Genomic DNA, 21,794 nt, shown 5'->3' on the forward strand with positions numbered 1-21,794 from the left:
AAATTTTCTACAAATGATTTAGGATTGCTATATTATGGTTATTGACTTCAGAATTCATGTGGCGCAATACTAGTTCGGACTTCGGGTTCAAACAGTTTGAAAAACATACAAAAACCCAAAGCCACTAATTATCAAAAACAAAAATGCTGCTAATTGATTGATGCGCGTTTCTGGAGTTGGAGCAATGGCTTCTCGTACCAATATAGAAAATGATGCTCCAACTACCAAACTCCAACCAAGTATCATGTATGGCGACTCGAATGTAATTTGCCAAATCATGAGCAATACAAGCGCCACTAAAACCATTACCATCTCCACAAAGCGCGGAGGGTTGTACTGGCTCGATAAAATAAATGAATTAAACCAAAAGCGCCAAAATCTCATAATTAAGTCACTGGTTAGCGGTTACTGATTAATCTGGATGGTCACCGGTCACTGATGAAATGACCAATGACCGATCGCTAACTTCTCACCTTTTGTCCCGTACCGTTTGTTTGTGCTGTATCTTCAGGTATTTCTACACCAAAAACCCGACCAAAAGCTTTTTCTACTTTGTAACCAGAATCAATAGACTCCAAGGGGTCTTTCCGCAACCTGTGACGCAAACACAAAGTAATGATGCGACGAATATCATCAACTGTGACTTCGTTGCGCCCTTCAAACGCGGTTATTGCTTTAGCTGCGCGGTTGGTGACAATATCACCCCGCAAGCCATCGACATCCAGTTCAGAACAAACTTCAGAGATTTTCACTCGTAAATCGTAATCAATTGTAACACTTGGTAAAAGCTGTTGGGCATTGACGATTTTTTGCTGTAGTTCTTCCTGCTGAGATTTGTACTTTTCCAAAAAAGCCGGAGGATTTTGGTCAAATTCTGCCCGTTGTTCCACAATTTGCACGCGTAAAGCTGGTTCTTTCACTGTGTGAATCTCAGCATGCATGCCAAAGCGATCGAGGAGTTGAGGACGCAGTTCCCCTTCTTCTGGGTTCCCAGAACCTACTAGCACGAAACGAGCTGGGTGACGAATGGAGATACCTTCCCTTTCTACCGTGTTCCAGCCACTTGCTGCAGAGTCAAGAAGCACGTCTACGAGATGGTCATCTAGCAAGTTCACTTCATCTACGTAGAGAATACCTCGATTGGCTTTTGCCAACAATCCCGGTTCAAAGGCTTTAACACCTTCTGATAAAGCTTTTTCGATGTCAATGGTACCGCAAACGCGGTCTTCTGTAGCTCCCAATGGGAGATCTACCATGATCACCTTTTTCTGAACTGTAGGAATCTCCGCTCCTTGCTCTAGCTGTAGGCGGATTTCATCGCTCATCAAATCGGGATCGCTGGGATGGCTGTTGAATGGGTCATTGGCGACGACAGGGATTTCTGGTAGCAAGTCAGCCAGCGCCCGGATAGTTGTGGATTTCCCCGTACCGCGATCGCCCATAATCATCACACCACCAATTTTTGGGTCAATCACGTTCAACAGCAGAGCCAGTTTCATTTCTTCCTGACCCACAATTGCTGTAAATGGAAATACCACACGACGCGCACTTGCGGTGGCTTGAGCAGTTGGACTCACGCTTGTTACCTTATCTATATATTTCTTATTACCGTCTTTTATTGTGCCATAGGTAGGGTACTGGAGATTGGGGACAAAGAGGATAAAAAATCCTGTGTGCTCGGTCCTCGCTCCCTATACTAGTACAGAACGGTGTCAATAAAGCAACCATTAGTAACAGATAAAAGGCAAAAGTCAGCTAAAGCGGATCGGAAATAAACTGGATGATTTACAAACTTTTATAAAGTTATTTAATTTGTTGCAGAAAAATCAGAAAATTGCCTGAAGTATAAGTTGGGACAAAAAATTTATGCAATGCAGCATCTTCCTCTAAATCGCTGTAGTTGTGGGACGAAGAATTTTGTGTATCTACCGTAACCACATTACTGAGCTGACAACAGGAGATATTTACAATGACAGTTTTATATATTGAATTTAATACCATTGAAGGTTCCGATGGAGCCAACGATATTTTATTTGGATCTGAACTGAACGACCAAATCTTCGGTAAACAAGGAGATGACACTCTAGGCGGTGGTGATGGCGACGATATTGATTTGCTTTTTGGTGGTTTGGGGAACGATACATTAAAAGGCAGTGTTGGAGTTGATTACTATTTCTTTCAAGACCCCAATGCCCGAATGCAAGATATAGGACCTAACAAAATTCAGGTAACTAGTTTTGAAGGTATTGATATCATTGAAAATTTTGAGCAAGGAGATGATATTTATATAGCCGATACAGTGACAGATTCCAGTTCTGGTGGGACTACTCAAGTTCCCTTCCATAGTGCCACCAATCCTGTCAACCCTCCTATCTTCATAGAATATAAATCCGTCTTAGGTTTGACAACTTTAGTTCCACGTGTTGTTGTGGGTAGTTACAAATTGAATGATAATTTAAAACTGGGAGGCATACATTCCTTGCACGATTCCTTCTCAGGTAATACACCGAACTTTTCTACAATAAATCACTTAAATACAGGAATTTTTGATACAAATTCACCAATTCTGGATTTCAGTGGTAGTTTCTAATATTCTGCTACTGCAAGCTCCCCGACTTCTTCAAGGAGCCGGGTATCTAACCATCTGGATCGCAGATACGCTTTTGGGTTGGAATGTGTAATGACTACCATACTTTTATCAAGCAGAATAAGTCTGAAAACGTGTTTGGCATTGGTTGCATTGCTGGGAATAAGTACGGTTAAACGTGCAGTTGCTCAAAGTATTGTACCTGATACAACTATGGGAAGTGAATCTTCAAGAGTTGGCTCTCTTTCCGGCATACCACTTGATATAATTGGCGGCGGCGCAACTCGTGGCAATAACTTGTTTCATAGTTTCCAAAAATTTAACGTCGATGCAGGACGAACTGCGTCTTTTGTCAGCCCTAATGGTATAAAAAACATTATCACTCGGGTAACAGGTAGCGATCGCTCAAACATCTTAGGTAAACTGTCCGTTTCTGGTAAAGCCAACTTGTTTTTGATCAATCCCAATGGCATTAGCTTTGGACCCAATGCCAGCATAGACATAGGTGGCTCGTTTATGGCAACAACAGCCAATGCCATTCAGTTTAGCGATAAAGGTTTGTTCAGCGCTTCTACCCCAGAACGCCCGAATGCAACTTTAACTATTAACCCTTCAGCACTGCTCTTTAATCAAATATCAGCCCAATCAATTATCAATCGCTCTTTGGTAGGTTTAGAAGTTAAGCGCAATCAAAGTTTATTATTGGTGGGTGGTGATGTAGAGTTAATCGGGGGGAAACTCAAAGCACCAAACGGTCAACTCAGTCTGGTAGCGGTTTCAGGTAATGGAGTTGTTAACCTTCAAACCGCAGACAATCAACTGCGTTTGAGCGTTCCTGAGAGTGTTCCCCGAGCTAACATATCACTCTCACAACAAGCATTGCTAGATGTGTCTTTGCCTCAAAACACGGTTGTAGGTGATAGTGGTTTGGAACCTAATATTCAGCTACAGGGTAAACGTATTTCAGTTCGCGATTCTCAAATATTTGCGATCGCTACAGGGACAAATACAGCAGGAACATTAACAGTAAATGCTTCGGAATCACTAGATGTTTTGGAAAATAGTCAACTTTCCACTGAAGCTTTGGGAACTGGATTATCTGGCAATTTGACAATTCAAACAGGTCGTTTGACTGTGGGTAATGGCTCGCAAATTAGTACGGGAATTTCAAGCTCTGGAAAGGCAGCAAATCTTTTCGTAACTGCCACCGAATCTGTAAACCTATTTGGAACTAATGAGTACGGCAAACCGAGTGGTTTATTTACGAATGCTTTAAATGGAGGAGATGCTGGAGATATAACTATCCAAACAGACAATTTTGTTGTGAAAGATGGAGCACAAGTGTCAGCATCTAGCAGTGGTGGTCAAGGGGGGAAACTCTTTGTAAATGCCAAGTCAATAGAACTTTTTGGTACGGCTGCTAATGCCAATCCCAGTGGATTCTTTACTAGCACCTCAAACGGTGGAAAGGCGGGAGATTTATCCATTAAAACGAACACGCTCACGCTTCAAGGTGGAGCACAAATTTCTGCATCTAGTCTTGGCGGGCAAGGTGGAAAACTGTTTGTTGATGCCCAATCGGTAAACATCTCGGGTTTTTCCAATGCAGGTAACTACTCTAGTGGATTGTACGCAGTTTCGCAAAACAGTAAGGGAGATGCTGGCGAATTAATTATACAGACAGGAACACTGATTGTCGGGAATGGGGGACAAGTCTCAGCATCTACATTTGGGGATGGTGAAGGTAAAGGCGGAACCTTATCAATTAATGCTTCCAAATTGATTGAACTTGTAGGATCTTCTCCTACAAGACAAAGCGGGTTGCTTGTAGGAACAGCTAATTTCGGTACAGCAGGAGATATCAATATCAACACGCCAAAGTTGATTGTTCGAGAAGGAGCAATTATCTCTGCTAAAACTGCAGGGCTAGCAGAGGGGGGAAATTTAACCATCAAAGCTGGAGAGATCTTTCTCCAAGATAGAGGTCAAATCAGTGTCAGCAGCGAGGGTGGAAGCCAAGCTGGCAATATAGATGTTACCGCTGCGTCCATTCGTCTCGATCGCCAGGGAACTATTTCAACAGAAACAAAATTCGGTGAAGGTGGAAATATCACTCTCAGAGCCAGAAGCATCTCACTGCGTAACAATAGCAACATAACTGCTACCGCAGGGAGCGATAACGCGGGCGGTAATGGCGGAAATATTAATATAGATACCATTATCTTGATTTCCTCAGCCAACAGCGATATCACAGCTAATGCCTTCACTGGAAGGGGTGGGAATATTAATCTTAAGGCTCAAGGGCTATTTCTCGCTCCAGACACTGATATTACCGCCAGTTCTAGATTCGGTACAGATGGTGTTGTACAAATCAACAGACCCGATACCGATCCCAGTAGTGGGTTAGTTGAACTACCCGCAAATTTAGCTGATGCAACCCAACAAATTGATACTAGCTGCAATGCTGGTAATATCCAAACAGCAAATTCGCTCATTGTTACAGAACGTGGTGGTATCCCAACCAGTCCCTACCAGCCCTTAATAGCTGATGCTTTGCAAGTAGATTGGGTAACTCCTCAACCTGACACTCACGCTCGTTCTTCATCCACTCGTATAAAACAAACTTCTATAAATTCAGGAGCAATTGTCGAAGCAACCAGATGGGTAAAAAGCGCTAACGGTGAAGTAGTTCTTGTGGCTCATGCGCCTCATGTCTCTCCTCAGAGTTCTTTGCGCTCTCTTCAATGTTTGAAAACACGCCCTAGCCCCCCTTAATAAGGCTAGGGGATCTCAATGTGTATTTTATGGAGTGGAAAAGTGAGTTGCAGCTACCTCGTATTACTCACGCCCCTGGTTGATAAACTTGCCGTAACTCCTTAACAGTACAAGCTGTGTCTATCGCTTCTAAGATTGTCTCTAACAAACTTACATCAGAGATAGATTCAATTTCAGGTAATAGATTTTGACCCGACTCACCAAATTTGAGTTTTACCCCCAAAGATATAGCCTTTATAAGTACGGACTGCTTACCTTTTTCAATACCAATTCGCTCAACCGAAGTGATGTACGGCATACGTCTAGACTCCTCAAAAGTGCGTATTTCTTGCCAAAATTCCTGTTCTAACTCAGATGGTAAACTCATCATCCAGTCAATAAACTGGAATAAATTAATGATATCCTCCCTCTCAAAACCCAACTCGTACAGTCGTTTGGTCAGTGCTAGCTTCGACTGAAGCCGTGCATTACGGTCACTGCGCGTCTCAATTGCCTTGAGGTGCGCCATCACGACTGTGGCAAACGGGTTGCGACTGGCGAATAGCTCCGACCACCTTTGTTCATAGTCTACCAACTTTACAATTGGGAACTGGAAATCCATCCTACACCCAAATAATTGGTAACCAAATTGGGTTGGTCGCCAAGTGCTACGCTCATCTCCCAAAACTGCCAGTGATACAACCGGGCGCTTGTACCTGTCATAAATGCGATAGTTGTAAATAAACATCCTTTGGGTAAAGTTGCTTTCTTCTTGAGCCTGCACCTCCACATGGATGAGTATCCAAGCTTCTTCACCACTAGTACGATAAATCTTGACTAGTTTATCAGCTAATGTAGGATGTCCTTCCAGGGCGAGTCGAATTCAGTTTGGGGGTCGCTCATGTAGGTAACAATAAAATTGGGCAACCAAAATAATAGCTTAAATGTCGATTCGTCCCCGACATGAATGACGCATGAGTATCAAGAAATTAATGAATTGATACTCATACTTCGGGGATACCAGCTTCCCGTGTTACTAAGGGTAGTGGAAGGAGCGCATTTTTCTCAAAAATGCGCGAAGCTTGGTATTACTGGACATTCAGCAAACGAGAAGCAACGAAGCGATCCATCCAACTTTCCAAATATTTACGATTGCTTTGTTGTTGATAAGGTTCTTTAGTATCCAAGGGATAAGGTGATAGCCCTTTGATAGCGGCTGTCGCGACGCAAAACATGGATTTCTGGAAACTGCGGCAAATTTGTACGCGGAGATTGTCTTCTTTTCGGGGCGATCGCATATATACTTCGTGTAAGTACTCAGGTAGAAAATGGCGCAAATCTTGCATGAGTAAAGTAGGAGGAATTCCCGCACCACCCGTTATGAGAGGATCGGCATAAAGTACGCCATAAGCAAACTCAGATAGATCTTGAGGTATTTGCCGTGCTTGAGCATTGTAGGAAGTTGTACCAAAAAAGGGAGTTCCTCGAAAGAAAATGGTTTCCACATAAGGTACGGCTACATCTTGCAAAAATTTTAACCCGGCTGTTTTTGGAATAATTTTGTAAAGTTTTCCACGAATACTAACACTATAGGTGATGGGTGATTTGACTGCTACAGTTAGACCGGACTGAATATAGTCTGTCACTTGAGAAATGGAAGAGATTTCCTGACGGTTATAAAGCTGCGATAACTCACTAAAGAGATCGCTCATGACTCTCCAGAATTGACCTAAAGCACTATAATATGCTAATTGTCTAATTTGTTCTGGAAAAAAATTACGAAATAAATAATGAAAGCTTTTGAATAACAAATTGCTTTCAAATTTAGCCAGTATTGCTTCTTGGGCGGCTTGCTCAAATTCCAATGAATTTAAGTAGGTATCCAAACTACCCCCACCATGCCAAAACATAGTTTTAGCGCAATATTCTGCATATTCAAAATTTAAGCGATCGTCCCAAGCATAGCGGAGTAAATTGTTAGGCGTGGCTTCACCATTCATGTGTTTCAAAAGAGGAAATGGTTCTAAGAACGCATTGTTAGCAATGTGAAGAAGATTTTTGGAATAGGCATCTAAAACAAATGCATAACTGTGTAAAATTCCAACAACTTCTTGCAGATTTTGTAGAGAATCAGATAAGAGGCTTTCTCCGGCTTCCAAACGGTGAATATATTCTTTGAGGGGATGGGAAGACTGGTTGAGTTTTTTAAGAGTAACCATCATTGTGTTTCTACCAAAAAAGTAATCAAGAGTAGCTGGGGAAAGGTGACTAGTACAGGTCAGCAGAAGGCACAAAAGCTGTTATTTTCAGCTTTTTGTTTATTACTAATGGTCGCCTTATTTATGCCATGTTGTACTAGTGTCTGTCGCTCGGCAATCAGTGATAAGCCAATACGGTTCAGGTAACAATATCTCATCCTTGAAGTTCCCCCCAACCGCCCGCTCGAAAGCAGGGCTTTCTTCCCCCAATCAAGCGGGAAGCTAGGGGGATCGAGTCTTATCTGAACCGTATTGATTTAGAAGCGATCGACAGAAGGTTGGTTGATAACTAATAATTCAGAACTGGTAAGTTTCATTGCAGATGTGGTTGCTTCGCTTTTACTCATGAGCCAACCTGGTTGAATTCCAAATAGGATGATAATTGCTGCTAATATGGCTGCAGGAATTCGTTCTGACCATTTTACAGGAGGTAGTTCAGCCATTGCCTCAGGAAGGCGACCAAAGAAAGCGCGGTTAACGAGCGTTGTAAAGTATACAGCGGTTAATCCCGTACCCATCGTACAAAGAAGCGTTTGTATGGGAAAGACAGAAAAACTCCCTCGGAAACACAAAAACTCAGCAACAAAACCTGCCATACCGGGGATACCTGCACTTGCCATAACTGCTATCACCATAAGGGTTCCAATGACGGGTAAGCCTTGTTCTGGGTTGAACAACCCTTTAAGGATATTCAGATTGCGGGTACAGGTCTTATCGTAAACAATACCTACTAAGAGGAAGAGCAAACTAGAGATTAACCCGTGACTAATCATTTGAACAATGGCACCCATTAAACTTATGGGAGTTGCAGCCGCCGCAGCAAGCAAGACATAACCCATGTGTCCGATAGAACTATAGGCAATCATCTTTTTCATATCTGTTTGTGCGATCGCAACAATCACTCCATAAAGAACGCTCGCAACCGCCCAGGTAGCAAGCCAAGGTGAAAGAACTGACCATGCTTCAGGAAATAAGCCCAAGCCAAAACGTAAAAAACCGTAAGCCCCTAACTTAAGAAGAATTCCCGCCAACAGTATGGAAACGGGTGTTGATGCTTCAACATGAGCGTCTGGTAACCATGTATGGAAGGGAACAAGAGGTGTTTTTATAGCAAATCCCAGCAAAATTGTCACTAAAAGGGGGATTTGAGTCGCCAAAGGTAGAGCACTTGAAACTGAGGGATTGTAATCAAAGCTGGTAGCACCACTCATCCCAACTAATGCCAAAAAAGCTACAAGTATGAGAATGCCAGAAATTGCAGTGTAAATCAAAAACTTTGTGGCTGCATATTCCCGGCGATCGCCTCCCCAAATAGCAATCAGCAAATACAAAGGAATCAACTCTATTTCGTAAAATAGAAAGAACAACAGCAAATTTTGAGATAAGAAAGCACCTGACACCCCAGCATTTAAAAGCAAGATCAGCGTATAGAAAAACCGGGTTCTATGAGTGAGAGGATGAGTCGTGTAAATAGCAATGCTTGTAAGCAATCCATTAAGGATGAGCAAAGGTAGAGATAAACCATCAATTCCTAAATGGTAATGAATGCCCAATGTTTCCAGCCAAGGAATATATTCTTGAAATTGCCAAGTGGGATTTAATAATTGAAACTGGCTGCCTAAAAAGAGTGACAAAGCTAACATTACCAAAGAACTTCCAAATGCAATCCATCGTGCAATTTGAGATGTCACTTTAGGAAAAAATGCGATGACAGCAGCACTCAGTACTGGTATCCAAATCAAGGAACTGAGCATAGGGGTTAGAAACTTGTAGTGGTTTGTTGAGTGGAGATAGTCATTAGCTAATTGCTAATTGCTAATTGCTAATTGTTCAAAAGCCATCAGCTATCAGCCATCAGCCATTATTAGCCATCAGCTATCAGCCATTAGCCATCAGCCATTAGCCATTAGCTATCAGCCATTAGCCATTAGCCATTAGCCATTAGCCATTAGCCCTTAAAAATGTCATAAAAATAGTGAAAAAGCTAAGCCCCAATAAAATTGTGAGAACGTAAATTTGAGATTTTCCAGAGATACTGTATTTCAAACTTTGACCGCTCAAAACTGTAACTAATCCCAATAAGTTTACCGAGCCATCTAGAATGAAGCGATCGAACCAAGCTGTAAATTTGGATAACTGTGTTACCACAAAAACAACACTGATACGGTAAAACTCGCTGATATAAAAATCATAAGCTAGCATCTCATGTAAGAATTTCATGGTTTTTTGTATCGGTCTTAACCAGACTCGTCGCAGTTCAATGAGTGTTCCAATCCCACAACCCAAAACGCTAGATAGAAGTGGCAGCAAACTTGCTGAGATGTTCATAGCTTTCCATGATGGTATCAGAGCGAGACTTTGCAGCATGAAGGGAACGGATAGGGTAGTTACTGCCAAAATAACCATTGGTAATGCCATTTGCCATCCTACTTCGGGCGCACGACGGGTTTTGGCTTGAGATGAACCTAAGAAAACTAAACGAAACACGCGAGTGAGGTTAAATGCCGTTAAAGCATTTACAAGAAGCAAGATACTTACTAACCAAGGAGCATTGAACTGCCATGGCTCAATTCCTTGTGAGAAAGCCTCAAAATCACTCAGTGGAAATAATCCAATGAGTCCAGTTGTACCTATTATGAAAGCACCAGCTGTGATGGGCATGGTTTTTCCAAGCCCTCCCATTTCTGTAAGGTCTTGAGTGTTAGTTGTTGCGATCGCACAACCAATACTCATAAATAACAAAGCCTTGGCGATCGCGTGAGTTAATATTATCATCAGGGCAAAGTTTGTTGCTCCCGTTCCCACTGCAATAAAAACTAGCCCCATATAAGCGCTTGTGGAATGAGAAAGAGCGCGTTTGATATCGATTTGAGAAATAGCAACAAGAGAGGAACCAACAGCGGTAATTGTACCAATTGCAACTAAAGTTGTGAGGGCAATCGGTGAAATTGCTAAAATTGGTTGAAGTTTGACTAACACATAGGCACCACAGGAAACTACCAGGGAGTTCCGCAAAACTGATGCCGGATTGGGGGCTTCCATCGCTTCATCCAACCACAAATGGAGGGGGAATTGAGCACATTTTCCCGTCGGTCCTGCAATAAGTGCCAAACATAACAGTGCGAGTGTTTGTGATGGTAAATGTGTTGTTTGCGCCCATTGATATAAATTGGGAAAGTTTGTGCTACCTGCGTGAGTTGAAAGCGCCACAACTCCCATCAATAGCAAAATGTCTCCCACTCGTTTGGTTAAAAACGCGTCACGGGCGGCTGTCATAACTAAGGGTTGGGCGTACCAAAACCCTACGAGTAGGTATGTTGATAGAGTGAGCAGTTCTAACCAACCATAGGATAGTAGCAAGGAATTGGAAAGCGCTAAACCACTCATTGCTCCTTCAAAAAATCCCATCAGGGCAAAGAAACGAGCCAGCCCATAGTCCTTTTCCAAGTACCCTAGGGCAAATAACTGTGCTAAAAGGCTTAAACCTGTCACTAGTTCTATCGCCCCAACGCTAACGGATGAGATTTCTAGGGCAAATGATAGATCTAAATCCGCGACTTTAAACCAGTGGATGAATAACTCTTGGGGTGGTTTGTTCCAAAAGGCGCTAAAAACGAATAAACCGTGAATGTAAGCACTGAAGGTCGTGATGAGATTGAAGTAGGCAGCAAGGCGGGGACCAGTGCGCCGGATAATGCCTGTTGACCATGGCAGGGTGAGGATTGCTCCTAGCAAGCCGTAGAACGGTATGAGCCAGGTCGTTTGAATCAGAAGTTCTGTCATGAATGTCTCGTGAAGAATGAAAGAGCGAGGGTGAAATTATGAAAACCTTTCACTTCTTACTTCACACTGCACACTTTACTGTTTTTTCGTCAGTTCATCGTTGACATTCTTTGCTTTAGCAATTGTTAACTCATAACTATTTGGGTTCTGATTTAAGAATATCCAGCGGTATAAATTTTTTGATTGCATTCTATTATGCAGTAAAAGTTCAAGCTACGGTTGACAACTTCCCAACTTGAGATGCTTCTTCTTCATATACTGCTAAGTCAAACCAAAAAGTAGTGCCAACTCCAACTTCACTCACCAAATAAACTTTGCTGTGATGCTTTTCCATTATGTTTCTGACAATTGATAAACCCAAACCAGTTCCTTCTAGGGTATGCACTCGATTTTCGACTCGGAAGAAGCGGTCAAAAATAGCTTCTTGATCTTCTGGGGCAATGCCAATGCCAGTATCGGAAATTTCTACTCTAACTTGAGATGTCTGGCGATCGCTTGAATTTGTTCTTGGTTCGAGTTGGTAGGCACGCATTGCGACTTTTCCACCTGCTTGCGTAAATTTGAGTGCGTTACCCAGAAGATTTGCTAGCACTTGCAGCAACAGATCGTAGTTACCCACAACTAATGGCAGCTTCGGAGAAACTTCCTGAATCAGTTCAATGCCTTTATCTTTGGCATTCAATTGATAAGTCCGCAGCGTTTGTTCAATTGCTTGTGATAAATCGACACCATCTAAATGATACCTGCGACCTGATTCAAGTTTTGATAAATCCAAAACATCATTGACTAAGCGAGTCAACCTGTCTGTTTCATGATTGACAGTTTCTAAAAACTCCCGACGTTCTACCGCGCTTAAGTCTTCGCCGTATTCGTGTAATGTTTCAATAAAAGATTTTATATTAAATAGTGGAGTTCTTAATTCGTGGGAGACGTTGCTAATAAATTGGCTTTTTGCTTCGTTCAATTCTACTTCACGAGTGATATCTTGTACTGTAATTGCAATACCTTTAATACTTTCTCGTTGCTGGTTAACAACTGTTGTTAAAAGAATGCGGATTGTTCTTGGCGTGGTTTGGTTCAGTAGAAGGCGAAATTCTGCACTCTCGCATTCACCAAGTGCCATTTCATATAAAGGACGCTTTACTTCCATTTCTACCGAGGGCGGTAAGTAACGCAAAACATTTTCTCCGACAACTTCAATACCTTCCCAGTTAAAAATTCGCCTTGCTGTTGGGTTAACTAAAATGACTTGCATATTGTTATCAATCAGCACAGCACCATCGGCAATTGTAGAAACCAATGTTTCGAGTTTGGCTTTCTCTGCTGTCAGTTCTTCAATGTTTTGTTCCTCGTAATGCTCCAAGCGTTTTGCCATCTCATTAAAATTGAGAATTAACTCTCCGAGTTCACCTCCTAGTGGTAAGTCTATTTGCTGCTTAAAATTTCCTGCGGCAATTTGTTTGACCCCTACGAGTAATTCTTTGATGGGCTTGGTAATGGTTAAAGCATTAATCACTCCTCCTAAAATCACCATCACCCAAATCGAGATAAATACGGCAATGGTGACATCGCGAGTGAAGTTTGTAGAGATAACTGCAGCCGGGTTGGGGTTAATGCCAATCGCCAACACGCCTAAGTATTTGCCATCTACCGTCAAAGGAACAAACACATCGGTAACTTCCCCGTCAGGAGATCTGTGTTGCCGCACCATTGGTTTATCAGCGTCAGCAGCATAATCATCGGGTAGCTGTATTCGCCGTTTGATAGCAAGGGAAGTTTCCACTTCTGGTTCCCAAAAGGGAATGCCAAAATAAATTTTCCCCTCTTCATCGGCGTAGAGCATGTAACGTACACTAGAAGTGCTGCTGTAAAAGCGTTGAGAGAACTGTGACACTTCTGTAAGATTGCGATCGGCAATCAGTGGGGCAACGTTGGCAGCCAATAACAGCCCTAGATCCCGACCAAAGCGCGTGTCGTTTAGACGTGCATCTAGCTGAATCGTATTGATCGCCCAGAAGGTCAAACCACTCATTACCAAAGACACGACTAATGTAGCAGCCGCTAAAAGCTTTGTCTGGAGGGTGAACTCCGACCACCAATTGACAATTGCTTCTTTGATTGTTTTTAAAATAGCCAGCATCTTAAATTCAGCGTATTAAAAAGAGGTCAGGTTAGGGGTTAGAAATTAGGAGTCAGGGGTCAGGGAAGTGTGTTGTGCTTGCTTGACGGTAAAATTTTTGTCATCGGATCTGCCTAATTAAGCTGTGAGGCATTTAATTTTCTCATGTTGACTGAGGGGAGAGAGGATAGTGGGAAAGGATTTTGACTGATTTTCTCAAAGCCTGAGAATATGCAAATTATTATATGCAAGGCCAGCTTCTGTGAGTTCAATCGGTTTGGGAGGGCATCATTCCTGTTTTCATACTTATTTACAAATGAAAATAAACCTAACAACTCAAAATTAACAGTTTCTTTGACAAATAAGGAAGGGATTGAGGACAAGGTAGAGGGGGAGGGGGGGAGATGCGGGAGAGGGGGGAGAGGGGGTAGAAAATACTCTCTTGTCTTCCTTGTCTTCCTTGTCTCCCTTGTCTCCCTTGTCTCCCTACCCCCTATTTCCTTACCCGATACCCAATATCTCGTCGATAATACATTCCCTCAAAGTGAATCTGCTGTATCCCAGCGTAGGCTCGATCGAGCGCTGCATCAAAATCTTCCCCGATTCCAGTAACATTTAACACTCTACCGCCATCTGTTACTAACTGTCCGTGGTTGAGCTGAGTGCCAGCGTGAAATACAATTGTTCCTGATGCTTCTGCGCGATCGATGCCAGTGATGGCTTTTCCTTTTTCATAGGTTCCTGGATAACCGCCAGAAGCCGCAACTACTGTAGCACATGCTCCTTGTTTCCAAGTAATGGGTGGCATTTCACTCAAGCGCTGTTGTACGCAGGCAAGAATTAATTCTTCTAGAGGTGTTTCTAAGAGTGGTAGTATCACTTGTGTTTCTGGATCGCCAAAACGACAGTTAAATTCCAACACCTTAAATTCTCCTTGCTCGCCAATCATCAACCCAGCATATAATACCCCCCGGTAATCAATGCCCTTGGCTCGTAAAATTGCGATCGCTTTCTCTAAAACTTCTGTCTGAACGCTTGCCATCAACTCAGGTGTCACAATGGGGGCTGGTGCGTAAACACCCATCCCACCAGTATTTTCTCCGGTATCCCCCTCTCCAATGCGCTTGTGGTCTTGAGCCGGTAGCAACGGGCGAATTGAAACCCCATCAGTCAATGCCAACACAGAAACTTCTTGCCCGGTTAAATACTCTTCAATGACGACAAATTTTCCCGCACTGCCAAACTGTCCTCCGAATATGGCATCAATTGCTTTATGTGCTTGTTCCAATGTTTCGGCAACAATGACACCTTTACCAGCTGCCAATCCATCGGCTTTGACAACAATTGGTACTCCCTGAGCCTTGACGTAAGATTTGGCTGCTTCTCCCTCTGTAAATACCGCAGCTCGCGCTGTGGGAATACTGGCTTCTTGCATCAGTGCTTTTGCCCAAGCCTTGCTTGCTTCAATTTGCGCTCCTGCCTTGCTTGGACCAAAAACCAGAAAACCTTTGGCTTGAAGGTTATCTGTGATTCCCTTTGCTAACGGAACTTCAGGTCCAACGACAATTAAAGAAATACCCTCTCTTTGGGCAACTTGACTGATTCCCTCAAAATCATCTACAGACAAAGACAAGTTTTGGCAGCGTTCCATACTTGCCGTACCGCCATTTCCCGGCACGCACACAACCTGCTCGATTTGCTTTGATTGTAACAATTTCCAGGCAAGAGCGTGTTCCCGCCCTCCATTACCTACAACTAAAACTTTCACTGATGTCCTCTTAAGCTTGGGATCGGTTACCAGTTATCAGTTATCAGTTACCGATTGTCAGTGAATCATGAATTACCAGTTATCTCTCAATACTGGTCACTGGTGAGACCAGTGCGTTCCCTTGTGCATGGCACTTTCGTGCCATAGGAGGATTTCTCTTTGCAGGCAACTGGCGAACCCAGAGGGTCACTGGTCACTGGTTACTGTAATGACAACTTGCCGTACAATTTTTCACCAATTTTGATGCTTGTGCAAGCCCCTTCTTTTCTTAAAGGATATAAGTTAAGTTGAGGCAAACAATCTTTTTGGTTAATAATTGCGCTAAGCTCGTTCGCCTTTAGGCGAGATCCAGGCTAGACCCCCCAACTCCAAACAGAACAAGGTTTACATTTTTTTACATACTTATAGCTTTTCTTACCGACCTACTTCAGTCACTGTTTAACTCAAATTGAATTTCAGTTATTTTACCGAGCTATGTTGTTTTCCATTTAAATTTACTCAAAAAATAAGTAAATTCACTGTTGATATTAAGATATTAAATATCCTGAATTCTTCTGAAGACAGTTAAAAGTGAAAATGAATGTAATCTCTTGAGAACTTCATGATTTTATTTGTGGAATAGTAAAAAATAATTGTGAATTGATGGCGGTTCAACTACCAGAGAGATTAACGTGGAAGTTGAAATAGATTCAGGTATTGAAAAAGTACAAAACATGGTTAAAAGTATAGTTACTGGAGTTGCAGGATTTATAGGTTCCAACCTTGTAGAAGCTCTGTTGAAGCAAGGTGAAGAAGTCATTGGAATAGACGAATTTAATGATTACTACGATCCTGCATTAAAACGTAAGAATATCGCACACTTGCACAATCATCCTAAATTTGAATTAATTGAAGGAGATATTCGCGCCTTAGACTGGTTAACACTCTTAAAAGACGTTGACGTAGTTTACCATCAGGCAGCACAAGCGGGAGTTCGGGCAAGTTGGGGTCAAGGATTTCGTCTCTATACAGAACGAAATATCAGTGCTACACAAATTCTGTTGGAAGCGGCAAAAGATGCAAAACAGTTGAAAAGGCTAGTATTTGCTTCAACTTCGAGCATCTACGGCGATGCTGAGACTCTTCCAACTCATGAAGAAATGTGCCCCAAACCAGTTTCGCCTTACGGTATTACCAAACTTGCAGCCGAGCAATTATGCAGACTGTATCACAAAAATTTTGGTGTCCCTTACGTAGCGTTGCGTTATTTCACAGTTTACGGTCCGAGACAGCGTCCGGATATGGCGTTTCACAAGTTTTTTAAATCTGTGTTATCGGATGAGGCTATTCCTATCTATGGAGATGGTTATCAAACACGAGACTTTACCTTTGTGAGTGATGCCATAGCAGCCAATTTAGCTGCAGCGACTGTACCTGAAGCCGTGGGAGAAATCTTTAACATTGGCGGTGGTAGTCGAGTTGTACTAACCGAAGTTTTAGATACGATGGAAAAAATTGTTGGAAAACCTATTAAGAGAAACCACGTAGAAAAAGCTATGGGAGACGCCCGTCACACGGCTGCAGATGTCTCTAAAGCGCGGAGAATACTGGGTTATCAGCCTCAAGTTTCTCTAGCTGAAGGCTTGGCTCAGGAATGGCATTGGGTGAAGTCACTCTATTAGGGATTCCTCAAACGATTGCAAAAATATCCAATTTTTGCGATCGTTCCCAGCTTCTAGCTGGGAATGACTGCATGAAGGTTCCAACTGCTCTTTGTTAACCAGTAAGACATCGTTACTAACAACTTGCAACAAGTGACCTTTGCTGAGGAGCGAATGTCTGCAATACTCCACAAAAGTTCATCAAATTAGATTAAGCTCATTGTTATAGAGAATTGGCATCACTAGTCATCGGTCACTGTTAAAATACGAAAGCCATCACAGGGATAAATTCTTTTGATTCGGAAAATTTGACGGGGCTGAAAGCGATCGAGGGTACAAGTCCAAGTTATGGAAAAATCTAAGCGATGTTGGAACAACAACTGAATGCGCGAGCGTGAAGAAGATAAAAGTACTCCACGATAGCGAGTGAGATGAAAGTCAAAATTATCATCCTGAATAAATAAATCTAAATTCTGTGTTTCCAGAACAGCTTGACGCATCATTGGCTCTAGGATAAAAATCATCCCATAGCGTCGAATATATTTAACTTTTTCTCGATTTTGTCCAACCTTTTCACAAAGTCCATAACCTTCTAATAATCGCCCTTCCTCCCGGACTAAAGCAAGATTATTCCAAATTATTTGTTTATTGATTTCCCTTTCAATATACTCAATATCTTTCTTATGTAAATGTGAGAGCCGATCTCGATCTAGATCGGCTCGATATAAAGCATCAAGTAAAGTCGCTTCAGTTTTCCGCCACCCAATGTTTTCCGCCCAAGATGGAAGAGAAGCTTTTCTCAAGACAGTTCCCTCCTTTTTATTTTTAAATTTCCATAATTTAAGCGATCGCTGAAGAGGACGGTTGAGCGGAAATTTGTGACGACCTGTATATTTTGAGTTAACTTCAGTCAATTGAAAAAAAGCGGTACGAACAGTTTGAGGGGTTAGAATAACCAAACGACCCTTACCTGCTAGCGATAATTGAATCAACTCAGACATAAGCCATTCCAAATAATCTTTTGCGAATAGCCATTAGCCATTAGCCATTAGCTATTAGCCATTAGCCATTAGCCATTAGCCATTAGCCATTAGCCATTAGCCATTAGCCATCAGCTCTCTTCAGTTGATGGTAACTTAGCCATAATTATTTGGCTGATTCTGTTAATAACATCATCAACGACCGGATCGTTTTCTCTCCCTTTAGTATTTGCTTCATCAATAGCTACTTGAATAGCGGTTCCCAAATCATCTATCATTTCACCTAATTCATTGAGAAGTTTAATCTCAACACCGTAATCAACTTCTACTTTTTGAGTATAGTGGGTAATAACTTTATAGCGTTCTTCGTAAGTTCGCACTCTAGTACTTGAATCTTCTTCATAAGGAACGTATCGAGTTTCTACTTCTTCATGTTTTTGTTTTGGATGAGCAAGGGCAGGACGACCATCGATGGTGGTATTGTAAATAAGTTTGGGATTCCGTCGGGGAAGTTTGCGGACTAATTCCTTAAGAACCGCATGAGCGCTTTGCAGGGCGCGTAATTGCGGTACGGTAAGTTCTATAGAAATTCCATACCATTCAAAATTTCCTGTATTACTAGAATTTGCCTTTTGACGGGAACCGTGCTGGCTGACGACATCCCTAACAATTTCTAAAACATGAAGACTAATCTCTTCAGGAGAATAGTCTACATAAGTCTCTCTTATTTCATTCTGAAGTTCGTCTTGAGCGTTGTAATTGCGAACCCGTACTTCTTGCGCTCTAATTTTTTCAATCCATAAGATAGCTTTAGCCAGTTCCCGTTTTTGTTTGGTAAATGTACTTTGAACCATACTTAATTTTATTCTTAATAATTAATCATCAATGAAAAGGAAAGGTATTGCTTTATATCCGGATATAAGATACTCCGTCGTATTACTACTACAGGACTGCAAGGCTTAACAGTCTAAACCGAGGAGACTTTGCCACCAAGATGCTCCCTAGAGATTCTTACCAAATCGCTTAAAAACTTGAAGATCCAGAGGACTTATCTTGACTCAATTGCCTGCTTTCTTTTCTCCAAATTGTACGAAAACTAGTAAAAATAACTAACATCCGACAAAACATCTCTCTTTGAAAGTGGCTCTCTGAGTTACTAAAACCTCCCTGAAATCTTCAATAAAGACTTCAGCTAAACTCACCGATCGTCTCTATGTCACCATAGAAATGACTGACAGATTGATTCTCCGCACTTACGACTTTTTAAGGTAGTCGCTCCCCTAATAAGGATTACCATAAAGAATGACGACGCCGCCACGCCACAACAAAGTGAATTGAAAATAGACTTTATCGAGGAATTCCGCAGAATTTAAGTGTTCTTAAGCGAAAGAGTCCGTGCCTGAATCTCATAATATCTCAAAGTAAATTATATGACTGGGCAACGGCTGAAAGCCTTCCTCCCCTTCCAATACCTTCTTCCGAAAGCATGAAGAGTTTACGACCCCGACGAACATCTCAGTTTATACCCCCCCGAAGATTTTAGGCTACTTCAATCTTAAGTGTTTCAAGGATCTTTCCTATCCCCTACTTGTCTGGCAGAACGTTTTGTCATAATTTCTATGGTATTTTTCTCTTAGTTCTTGAAAAACTTATCGGACTCCACCTAAATTTTGCCGGATTTAGTAAAAACAAAAGCTTAGTTGGCAACATTGTCACTAGCTTGTCTTTGCAAAATTTAAATGAGACTCCTAGGTATTTCTTCTAGGATGTTAATGCTATAGTCTTGAACGAGATTTTTGTTCGCAAAGACATAACATCTTTACTTTTGCTGAAAGCTTAACCTTTCCTGCAATAACTTAAAACTAGTTTAAATTATTGCAATACCCATTAAATTCTATAGAGTATAATATTGTCTACTGAATTTAATGTTCTGTTATATATAGCACTCCTATTTGATGTTTGAACTGTAGGTAGTAGCGCATCTAGTGGTCTATCGCAAAAGTTTTGAGGAGTGAAACGTTTTTATCTCGATCCGGCGGTTCTACCTGGGAATGCATACAGCGAGGCAGAGCCTCGCTTTCGGGAGGCGGAGCCTCCAAAGACAGCATTCCCAGGCTCAGCCTGGGAACTAGGTGGCAGCTTATCAAAATTAATGCGATAGACCACTAGTAGTTCACCACATAAGTTTTAATGGGTAAAACGATGTTCAAGCTCATCCTCTTTTTCTCTTCCTCTGCGCCCTCTGCGCCTCTGCGGTTTTTCAATCAACCCTCAAATTCAATGTGGTGAACCACTAGGTTAATTTATTGGGTAGAAATTAATCGGTTAATGAGTCTGTGATTCTTTCCCCCCTGCCCCTCTGCAGCCTCAACCAAACAGTTTCAGGTGGATGCGGTAGTAGGGTGGGTATTGCCCGTACAAATCGTACCTGCTTGTTTACCTTTCTTCAGGGCTTTTAGGCTTTTTCGCTTCCCAAACACCGCTGGAAGTATTATTGATGATACGAAAAGGAGGTTAGACTGTAAACCTCAAGCCCACATTAACAATATTCAGCAAGGTTACCGAACGTAATAATCTTAATGCTCGGACTCGCTCTCCGATTCGATATGAACACAACAATGCGTCAAATATTACATAATGTTAATGATTTAAAAGATTAGAATAAAATTATGTCTATGCCAATTTTCAGGTTAAAGCATTATAAAAGCATTATATTGGAAGCTTGATGCTATGTAAACAAAGTTTTGCTTTGCAAGTTACTACAAGTTAATAACCAGTTTTATAGTAAAAAATATCAACTTTAATAAATTTTTTATTCTGTCAGTAAATAATGAATAAACCCGAATTACTCATTAGCGAATTATTTTTGCCTAACAGTCATTTGTTATTTGATACTCTTGTATCTAAGATTAGATGGGATGAACGTATATATGTAAGAAAAACAGCTAGTTTTGGCTCACCATATAATTACTCTAACATCAGTTATGAATCATGCCAAATGCTAGATGAATTAGTTCCTGTTATTGATAGGCTTGAAAAACGTTTTGGTTTTCGTCCTAATAACTGTTTGGCAAATTATTACCCAAACGGTGACTCAGTAATGGGATTTCATTCTGACTCACTTGATGAACTTATTGAGGCTACTGGTATTTCAATTATTTCTTTAGGGGCTGAAAGAATAATTACATTTCAAAATAAACAAGACAAAAGCAATGAACATAACTACTTACTCAAAAGTGGTTCTTTAATTTTTATGCCTCAAGAAACGCAGCGATACTGGAAACACGGAATTCTTAAACAACCAGAAGCACTTGGACGCATAAGTCTAACGTTTCGGTTGTTGAAGTAGTTTTGAATGCGGGATAACTCGCGGGGATGTCTCCAGAAGAGACAGGATGAAAAATTTGACCGCCAAAACTTGCGAGAGATTAACTTACAAGGAGCTAATTTAGCAGATGCTAGTTTTATTGGCACAGACTTAAGCTTAGCTAACTTGCAAGATACTGACTTATCTGAGGCAAAACTGGTACAAGCGCAGTTAGACGGAACCAATTTTACAGGTGCTACTCTCAGTGGAGCATATATTCAAGATTGGAATATCACCAGCGATACTAAATTTGATGGGGTACGGTGAGAATACGTTTAGCAAACGCAATTGTCAAGCATATCCCCTACGTTATGGAAGCATCCCAATTTGGCAAAAACACGTTTGCGATTGAAATCGCACGGCAGGTGCTACAACGGGGGGAACCCCCCTTCGGGTTCACCAGTCCCCAGGGCGCGGGAAACCCGCCTCCAGGGCAGGATTCACCGCAACGCACTGCCTCGACTATACAGGCGCTCGTCACCTTCTCAGCATGGGCGGGGTTAATTCATGTGGAGCCATTCAGTTTAGACTATTGAGC

17 protein-coding genes are annotated in these 21,794 nt (G+C 41.8%); 7 read left to right on the top strand and 10 right to left on the bottom strand.

What is annotated here, in order from left to right; translation table 11 throughout:
* Positions 1 to 87 precede the first annotated feature (87 nt).
* A complete protein-coding gene (locus AB0756_RS14890) occupies positions 88 to 384 on the bottom strand; it encodes a hypothetical protein (protein WP_050046203.1) in 297 nt (98 codons plus the stop codon).
* A 77-nt stretch (positions 385 to 461) separates the two neighbouring features.
* Complete coding sequence (bchI, locus tag AB0756_RS14895; protein WP_038083034.1) at positions 462 to 1,577, bottom strand: magnesium chelatase ATPase subunit I; 1,116 nt, start codon at positions 1,575 to 1,577, stop codon at positions 462 to 464.
* A 392-nt stretch (positions 1,578 to 1,969) separates the two neighbouring features.
* Between bchI and AB0756_RS14900 the strand changes: the two genes are divergently transcribed.
* Positions 1,970 to 2,590 (top strand): hypothetical protein, encoded by a 621-nt coding sequence (locus AB0756_RS14900; protein WP_038083035.1) that lies wholly within the window; start codon positions 1,970 to 1,972, stop codon positions 2,588 to 2,590.
* A gap of 90 nt (positions 2,591 to 2,680) precedes the next feature.
* Positions 2,681 to 5,362, top strand: coding sequence for a two-partner secretion domain-containing protein (locus AB0756_RS14905; RefSeq protein ID WP_082051783.1), 2,682 nt, complete (start codon positions 2,681 to 2,683; stop codon positions 5,360 to 5,362).
* Between the two features lie 67 nt (positions 5,363 to 5,429).
* Here the strand turns inward: AB0756_RS14905 and AB0756_RS14910 are convergent, their stop codons facing one another.
* The 3 genes from AB0756_RS14910 to AB0756_RS14920 form a co-directional block, all read right to left on the bottom strand.
* A complete protein-coding gene (locus tag AB0756_RS14910) occupies positions 5,430 to 6,125 on the bottom strand; it encodes an RpnC/YadD family protein (RefSeq protein WP_336604415.1) in 696 nt (231 codons plus the stop codon).
* Between the two features lie 304 nt (positions 6,126 to 6,429).
* Positions 6,430 to 7,560 carry a CO2 hydration protein gene (locus AB0756_RS14915; RefSeq protein WP_038083041.1) on the bottom strand — a complete coding sequence of 377 codons (1,131 nt, stop codon included), beginning with the start codon at positions 7,558 to 7,560 and terminating at the stop codon, positions 6,430 to 6,432.
* Positions 7,561 to 7,856: 296 nt separating this feature from the next.
* A complete protein-coding gene (locus tag AB0756_RS14920) occupies positions 7,857 to 9,353 on the bottom strand; it encodes an NADH-quinone oxidoreductase subunit M (RefSeq protein ID WP_038083037.1) in 1,497 nt (498 codons plus the stop codon).
* Between the two features lie 58 nt (positions 9,354 to 9,411).
* Between AB0756_RS14920 and AB0756_RS14925 the strand changes: the two genes are divergently transcribed.
* The gene (locus tag AB0756_RS14925; RefSeq protein WP_272900284.1) at positions 9,412 to 9,537 is read left to right on the top strand and encodes a hypothetical protein; all 126 of its coding nucleotides are present in this window, start codon (positions 9,412 to 9,414) and stop codon (positions 9,535 to 9,537) included.
* A 3-nt stretch (positions 9,538 to 9,540) separates the two neighbouring features.
* Here AB0756_RS14925 and AB0756_RS14930 read toward each other — a convergent pair whose 3' ends face one another.
* The 3 genes from AB0756_RS14930 to purD form a co-directional block, all read right to left on the bottom strand.
* Positions 9,541 to 11,382, bottom strand: a complete 1,842-nt coding sequence (locus AB0756_RS14930; protein WP_038083038.1) for an NAD(P)H-quinone oxidoreductase subunit F — start codon at positions 11,380 to 11,382, stop codon at positions 9,541 to 9,543.
* Between the two features lie 208 nt (positions 11,383 to 11,590).
* Positions 11,591 to 13,522, bottom strand: a complete 1,932-nt coding sequence (nblS, locus tag AB0756_RS14935) for a two-component system sensor histidine kinase NblS (RefSeq protein ID WP_038083039.1) — start codon at positions 13,520 to 13,522, stop codon at positions 11,591 to 11,593.
* Between the two features lie 472 nt (positions 13,523 to 13,994).
* A complete protein-coding gene (purD, locus tag AB0756_RS14940; protein ID WP_038076261.1) occupies positions 13,995 to 15,269 on the bottom strand; it encodes a phosphoribosylamine--glycine ligase in 1,275 nt (424 codons plus the stop codon).
* Between the two features lie 713 nt (positions 15,270 to 15,982).
* On the opposite strand from purD, the gene AB0756_RS14945 reads away from it, so the two are divergent.
* Entirely contained in the window at positions 15,983 to 16,930 is a 948-nt protein-coding gene (locus AB0756_RS14945) for an NAD-dependent epimerase/dehydratase family protein (RefSeq protein ID WP_038076276.1), read from the top strand.
* Positions 16,931 to 17,151: 221 nt separating this feature from the next.
* On the opposite strand, the gene AB0756_RS14950 is transcribed toward AB0756_RS14945, so the two are convergent.
* Positions 17,152 to 17,910 (bottom strand): hypothetical protein, encoded by a 759-nt coding sequence (locus tag AB0756_RS14950; protein WP_038076263.1) that lies wholly within the window; start codon positions 17,908 to 17,910, stop codon positions 17,152 to 17,154.
* Between the two features lie 110 nt (positions 17,911 to 18,020).
* Positions 18,021 to 18,743, bottom strand: a complete 723-nt coding sequence (locus tag AB0756_RS14955) for a hypothetical protein (protein ID WP_038076264.1) — start codon at positions 18,741 to 18,743, stop codon at positions 18,021 to 18,023.
* 1,976 nt (positions 18,744 to 20,719) lie between these two features.
* Here AB0756_RS14955 and AB0756_RS14960 point away from each other — a divergent pair.
* Genes AB0756_RS14960 through AB0756_RS14970 form a run of 3 tightly spaced genes read left to right on the top strand, consistent with a single transcriptional unit; the run spans position 20,720 to position 21,792 of the window.
* Positions 20,720 to 21,238: an alpha-ketoglutarate-dependent dioxygenase AlkB gene (locus AB0756_RS14960; protein WP_038076265.1), complete on the top strand. Its 519-nt coding sequence runs from the start codon at positions 20,720 to 20,722 to the stop codon at positions 21,236 to 21,238.
* Between the two features lie 6 nt (positions 21,239 to 21,244).
* Positions 21,245 to 21,523: a pentapeptide repeat-containing protein gene (locus AB0756_RS14965; protein ID WP_038076266.1), complete on the top strand. Its 279-nt coding sequence runs from the start codon at positions 21,245 to 21,247 to the stop codon at positions 21,521 to 21,523.
* A complete protein-coding gene (locus AB0756_RS14970) occupies positions 21,520 to 21,792 on the top strand; it encodes a hypothetical protein (protein ID WP_137986442.1) in 273 nt (90 codons plus the stop codon). Before AB0756_RS14965 ends, AB0756_RS14970 begins: the two co-directional genes overlap by 4 nt.
* The last annotated feature ends 2 nt before the right edge of the window (positions 21,793 to 21,794 follow it).

This window comes from Tolypothrix campylonemoides VB511288_2, from assembly GCF_045999855.1.
Lineage (GTDB): Bacteria > Cyanobacteriota > Cyanobacteriia > Cyanobacteriales > Nostocaceae > Scytonema > Scytonema bouteillei_A.